Consider the following 6,202-nt stretch of genomic DNA (forward strand, 5'->3'; position numbering starts at 1 on the left):
GAATCGATTTCCGATAACTTAATCGCGCAAGGGGCTAGAACTTACTCTTACTAATTATTATATTCTTCATGCATATGTTGCTGACAACCGAATAAGTAACAGCCGCCTGTCCGGTCCAATTCGATCTCTATGGGAGGACGATACCCTGATTGCAGTTTAGCAAACAATTGAAGAAGTTCATTTAATTCCTGATGAAGTTCTTCAATTCTCTCTTTTTTATCCAGCTCTGACCAATGTTCATCACATTCTTCTCGTTTCTCTTCTTCAATTTCAACACGCTTTTTTTCAATTTCTTGCTCTATCAGGTCATGACATGTTTGTACCTCATTTAACTGGAATAAAGTATAAGCATACCTGCTAATGATGTAAGACGTAACAGCATACTCGTCCCATTCCCTCTTGAACATGTCTCGAGCTTTTTCAAAACAGTCGATTTCTACATAAGCATCTGCCGCTTCAATCGCCCCTGCATAATCATCTGACTGAGCGTTCCATTGATCAAGAATAGACTGAGCGACATCATAGTCTTTATTTTGAATGCGTGCCAGTACTTCATACCAGCGAATGACATCAGAATCCTTGGCAATTTGATGAAAACTGGTCGCCGCCATTTCATAATCCTCTAGATTGTAATGAGCGACTGCCACATTATGTATTGCTTCTATAGAAGGATGAAAGTCGATGGATTTTTGCAGGTAATTCTTCGCATCAAGCCATTGTTTTTCTTGTATTGCAATTTCTCCAAGCATGCTAAAAGGGAAATGTGACTGCGGTTTTTTTAAAATAACTTCTTCAAGGAGTGGTTTTGCTCGATTTACATCCTCTTCTTCGTATAAATACATGAACGCCAAATTATTTAGCGACTGAACCGTTCGTTCTGCTTTCACCACATTTTCCAACAGTAAGATTGCTTCATCGTATTGATTGTTTTCAAACAATTGAAGTGCTTTTTTATTCAATGACATTTGTATCCTTCTTTCAAAAAATTCACTGATCCAGCTTTTTCTATACTTACTCACAATCTATTATTAGTTAATTATTGGATTGTAATTCACTGAATATGATAATCTAACTATATCAAATTTCAGGAGATGGTACAGTTGACCAATTTTCTTTTGTGTACTCAGCCAGGACTTCAATTTAAATCAGACGGATGATGATTTTAATGAATCATTAGAGATTGTTATGCAATCTATTTACAATGCATCAATTTAGTAGTAAACACCCCATAATGAAAAACACCTCTTCTAGCCATCTTAAAATGGTAAGAGGAGGTGTATATATACCAAGCATTAGCTCTTATTATAGGTTTTCCAATAGTCAACCATGCTAGAAGCAAGTACTTTTGCACCGTTTAGTAATGCTTTTTCATCAATGTCAAATTTGGGATGATGATAGGGATAGATCAAACCTTTTTCTTCATTGGCAGAACCTATGAAGAAGTAAGTTCCTGGTACTTGCTGTAGGAAGTACGAGAAATCTTCTGCACCCATGTTTGGCTTTACTTCTTGAATGTTTTCAGCCGGTAGCACTTCTTTCGCTGCGTTCACCATCAGCTTTGTAATCGTTGGATCGTTTTTTGTTGCTGGATAGCCAAACATATAGTCCATTTCATACGTTGCACCGAATGCCTGACAAGTATGAGAAGTGATTGTTTGCACCCACTTATGCATCTCTTGGCGAACTCCCTCGTCAAACGTACGGACCGTCCCTTTAAGTTGAGCCTTTTCCGGTATGACATTTGCCGCTTCACCCGCGCGGAAGGCACCTATCGATAACACAGCCGATTGTAGTGGATCTACTTTTCTGCTAGTAATTTGATGTAAGTTACTTATTAGCTGGGCACCTACTGCAATGACATCTACCGTGTCTTGCGGAAATGCACCGTGTCCGCCAAAACCTAGAATATCAATCGTAAAATCATCGCATGCACCTAATATATAGTTCTCATTGTACAGGAGATGATCTACCGGAATATAATTTTCCATATGTGTCGCAAAAATCACATCAACACCAGACAAGGCCCCTGATTCAATCATGGATTTTGCACCACCTGGATCTTCTTCCTCAGCGTGCTGGTGGATAAATACAACATTTCCAGTAAGCTGTTCTTTCATCGCAACCAGTGCTTTAGATAACCCCAATGCGATCGCCGTATGCGCGTCATGTCCGCATGCATGCATAACTCCAGGATTTTTCGATTTATAAGGTACGTCATTCTCTTCCCATATCGGAAGCGCATCAAAATCAGCACGGATGGCTATCGTCTTTCCTGGATGTTTTCCGCGCAGCGTGGCAACGACTCCATTCCCTCCGACACCTGTTTGCACTTCTAGTCCTAGCTTCCTTTGGTAGTCAGCGATTTTTTTTGCCGTATTCACCTCTTGAAAGGAGAGCTCGGGATACATATGAAACTCACGACGCAACTCGATCATTTCTTCGTAGCCATCCTCCAGGCGAGTAAATAATTCTTCCTTCAAACGAATCCCACCTTTTTAAGCCGTTCTTTTCTTCGTATATTTTTCCACAAATCCTAGGAGATAATCTGCGAGAATTGCTAATAAAGCTGCGGGTATCGCACCGGCTAGTATCTTGATATCAGAACGCTGTGCTATTCCTGAGACAATTTCCTTCCCTAATCCACCGCCACCGATATAAGGCGCGATCGAAGCTACTCCGACTGCAATAACTGCAGCAACCCGTAACCCCGCCACGATAAATGGTAAAGAAAGAGGGATTTGGACCTTTGTCAGCAACTGAAACGAATTCATGCCGACACCTTTGCCCGCATCTAGCAGGCTGCCACTCACTTCCTGCAATCCTACATACGTGTTACGAATGATTGGCAGTAATGAGTAAAAGAACAATCCGATAATCACTGCAGTATTCCCTAATCCGAAATACAGCATGAGAATCGCCAACATCGCAAGACTCGGGACATTTTGCAAAATGTTCGCGACCGACAAGATAACCGGTGCCAACCGCGGAATTTTAACCGCCACAATTGCCAATGGAACCCCGACAATAAACGCTAAGACCACTCCATAAATGACTAACAGGATATGCTCAACCGTTAAAGCTAGCAGCTCCGACTGGTTATTCATTATATACTGCATTAACTCTGTCAGTAACTCCATTTACATTCTCCTTATTTCAACAGACCTTTTTCAATTAAGAATTTTTTTGCTACATCTTTCGGTTCTTGCTTTTCAATATCTACTTCATAAATCATTTGCGTCATTTCTTCTTCATTAATTTGATCTGTCAATGAATTTATAATTTCTTCTAATTCAGGATAATCTTTCAGAGTATCTTCTCTCGCCACTAGGGAAGCAGTTGATGGTGGGAAGAAACCTTTATCATCCTCCAAGACTCTTAAGTTTAATTCTTTAATTTCCGGATCCACTGAATACGCAGTAATCGCATCCAACTCCCCTAATTTCAAGCCTTCATACATCAATGAAATTTCCAAACCATTTGCCTTCTTGAATGAATAGTCGTAGTGTTCCTGGAATGCACGGTATCCATCATCGCCGCGTTCAATCCAAGCGGAGTCCGTACCAATCGTCAAATCTTTCGCATACTTTCCAAGATCCGTCATCGTTTTGATGTTTTTCTCTTTCGCCAAGTCTTCAGTAATGGCAATCGTATATTTATTTTCAAAGCCTAGCGAGTCAAACCATTTCAAGTTGAATTTTTCATCGAATAATTTTTGAGCCTGTTCAAGAGTTTTGTCAGGATCTGTTGTATATTCTACTTGATCATCATCAAAATGATTGTTATATACTTCTCCGGAATAAAGAGTCGCCAAATCAAAGTCACCTTTATCCATCGCTGTGATGATTAATGGGCTCGCCTGGATATTTTCTGTGACATTCACTTCGTGGTCTGTTTGGTCTTCTACAAGCTCTTTCACCATATATGCGATAATTTTAGGGTCGGTGTAATCTTGTGTCCCCATTTCAAAAAAAGTTCCACCAGCAGCCGTTTCTTTGTCTTTCCCACCACACGCTGTTAAAACCACTAACAGCAATAAGGATGTACATAATAATGTAAGTTTCTTCATCAGATTGTCTTCCTCCTAGTTCGATTTCTTGATTTTTCAAAACGAGCAAAAAGCAAATCTGTTGCTACTGCCAACACAATCGCCAGAAGAGTACCCGTGAAAATCAAGTTTTTATCATTAAATCCAATGCCGGAAATGATCAAACCTCCCAGCCCCCCAGCTCCTATCACTGCAGCCATCGTGACCCAGCTAATGATGTACACAGAAGTCACGCGAATCCCCGACATAATATAAGGCATCGCTAAAGGAAGTTCGACTTTAATCAAACTTTGAAAAGAGTTATAGCCCATTCCTTTTGCTGCATCTACAATACCTGAATCGATAGACTGGATACCTGCATAGGTGTTTCGAAGTAAAGGTAGGAGTGAGTATAAAAACATTGCCGTAACCGCCGGCTTCATACCGATCCCGAGGATAGGAATCATCAGCGCTAACATTGCAATGGTAGGAACTGTCTGAAATACGTTTGCGATGTTAAAAACGAGGCTTTTTAGAAAGTTACGTTTCAAACGAGTTAATAATATAGCAAGGGGAATCGTCACAAGTATTCCGATCACCAAACTAAGGGCAGACATAATCAAATGTTGTACTGCATACTCCAAAATGGACGGATATCGATCCCTCCAAAATTCTAAATAGTTTCGTATAAACTCCATTTAATTTCCACCACGTTTCCCATAGACGGAACGAACCGATCGAAACAGTTCCTTCATGTCGATCATTCCTACGAACATATTCTCGTTGTCAACAACTGGTAGACTGTGAAGCTTATGTTTTTCTAAGTATTCTAAAACATCCTCAATATCTTGATCAGCTGTTAACGCTTGCACAGATGGATCGACAAAATCCTCTAAATGAACAGATGACTCATTCATAATCTTTTGCAATGAAAGCTGTCCAAGGAATTGATTAGTCTCATCAACTAGCGGGTATGTAAAACATTGTTGTTCCATCATTTTCTTAATTACCGATTCTTTGGATTCGGATAGATGGATTGCTTGTATCGTAGGATCGATGAAATTACTTAATGAAGGCAATGGTTCTGCAGTTTTCAATCGTTCCTCCCCGATAAACTCTCTGACAAAATCATTCGCTGGATTCGTCAATATTTCACGCGGTGTTCCTTTTTGGACCACCCTTCCATCTTTCATCAAAATAATCTGATCGGCAATTTTCAACGCTTCGTCCATATCATGTGTTACAAAGATAATCGTTTTCTGAATGTCCTCTTGCAGACGAACCAATTCATTTTGCAGCTGATCTCGACTGATCGGATCCAACGCACTGAACGGTTCATCCATCAGGATCGTTGCCGGTTCAGCTGCCAGCGCTCTAGCCACACCGATCCGTTGCTGTTGTCCGCCACTCAATTCTGACGGGTATCGTTTTTTATATTGCTCAGGGTTTAAATTAACCAGCTCCAGTAGTTCATTCACACGCTTGTCGATTTTAGACTTATCCCATTTCAATAAGCGCGGCACTGTTGCCACATTATCGTAGATCGTCATATGCGGAAACAGCCCAATACTTTGAATTACATACCCCATATGGCGACGTAACTCAATCGGATTAAAATCCGCAATATTCTTCTCATCAATGAAAATCTCGCCGCCTGTATGCTCAGTCAACCGATTCAGCAGTCGCATTGTGGTCGTCTTTCCGCATCCACTTGGTCCGATCAAAACATTAATTTTACCGCTTTCAAACAGGAGATCGATGTCTTTCAATACATGAGTACCGTCCTCATAAACTTTATTCACTTTTCGAAGTTCTATCATATTTCCTCTCACTTTCTTGAAGTTACGGGTGAAACGCCTAAGATTCATTTCAATTTATTTTTTGACACTCCATTATGTTAACAGATTTCTGATAGTGTTTACAATACTTTTTACGGTATAATCTTTTTGTACGGTAAAAACCGTTTGATTTGTAAATGATTCAATTAACAGAAAACCCTTTGAAATCTTTGATAGTGAGCTAGAGTCTCAAGCCTGAGCATTCGTTTAGTTAAACGCAAAAAAGCACACTCGCAACTAGCGAATGTAGTGACCCCTAAAAGTTAGAGTTTTATATTACGCAGCTAGTTGGCTGGTGTGAAGACGGTATTGTACCGGACTCATGCCAGCCAATTTCTGT

6 protein-coding genes are annotated in these 6,202 nt (G+C 40.2%); all 6 read right to left on the minus strand.

Annotated features, from left to right (window positions below; all coding sequences use genetic code 11):
* Window positions 1-50: 50 nt before the first annotated feature.
* A complete protein-coding gene (locus B5D59_RS04340; protein ID WP_078816984.1) occupies window positions 51-965 on the minus strand; it encodes a tetratricopeptide repeat protein in 915 nt (304 codons plus the stop codon).
* A gap of 327 nt (window positions 966-1,292) precedes the next feature.
* Window positions 1,293-2,480 (minus strand): M20 family metallopeptidase, encoded by a 1,188-nt coding sequence (locus tag B5D59_RS04345; protein WP_078816985.1) that lies wholly within the window; start codon window positions 2,478-2,480, stop codon window positions 1,293-1,295.
* Between the two features lie 15 nt (window positions 2,481-2,495).
* Complete coding sequence (locus tag B5D59_RS04350) at window positions 2,496-3,137, minus strand: ABC transporter permease (protein WP_078816986.1); 642 nt, start codon at window positions 3,135-3,137, stop codon at window positions 2,496-2,498.
* Between the two features lie 11 nt (window positions 3,138-3,148).
* Window positions 3,149-4,066: an ABC transporter substrate-binding protein gene (locus B5D59_RS04355; protein ID WP_078816987.1), complete on the minus strand. Its 918-nt coding sequence runs from the start codon at window positions 4,064-4,066 to the stop codon at window positions 3,149-3,151.
* Window positions 4,066-4,722 (minus strand): ABC transporter permease, encoded by a 657-nt coding sequence (locus B5D59_RS04360; protein WP_078816988.1) that lies wholly within the window; start codon window positions 4,720-4,722, stop codon window positions 4,066-4,068. The genes B5D59_RS04355 and B5D59_RS04360 overlap by 1 nt, the downstream gene beginning before the upstream one ends.
* A complete protein-coding gene (locus B5D59_RS04365; protein WP_078816989.1) occupies window positions 4,723-5,844 on the minus strand; it encodes an ABC transporter ATP-binding protein in 1,122 nt (373 codons plus the stop codon).
* Window positions 5,845-6,202 lie beyond the last annotated feature (358 nt).

This window comes from Sporosarcina newyorkensis (assembly GCF_900167515.1).
Taxonomy (GTDB): domain Bacteria; phylum Bacillota; class Bacilli; order Bacillales_A; family Planococcaceae; genus Sporosarcina; species Sporosarcina newyorkensis.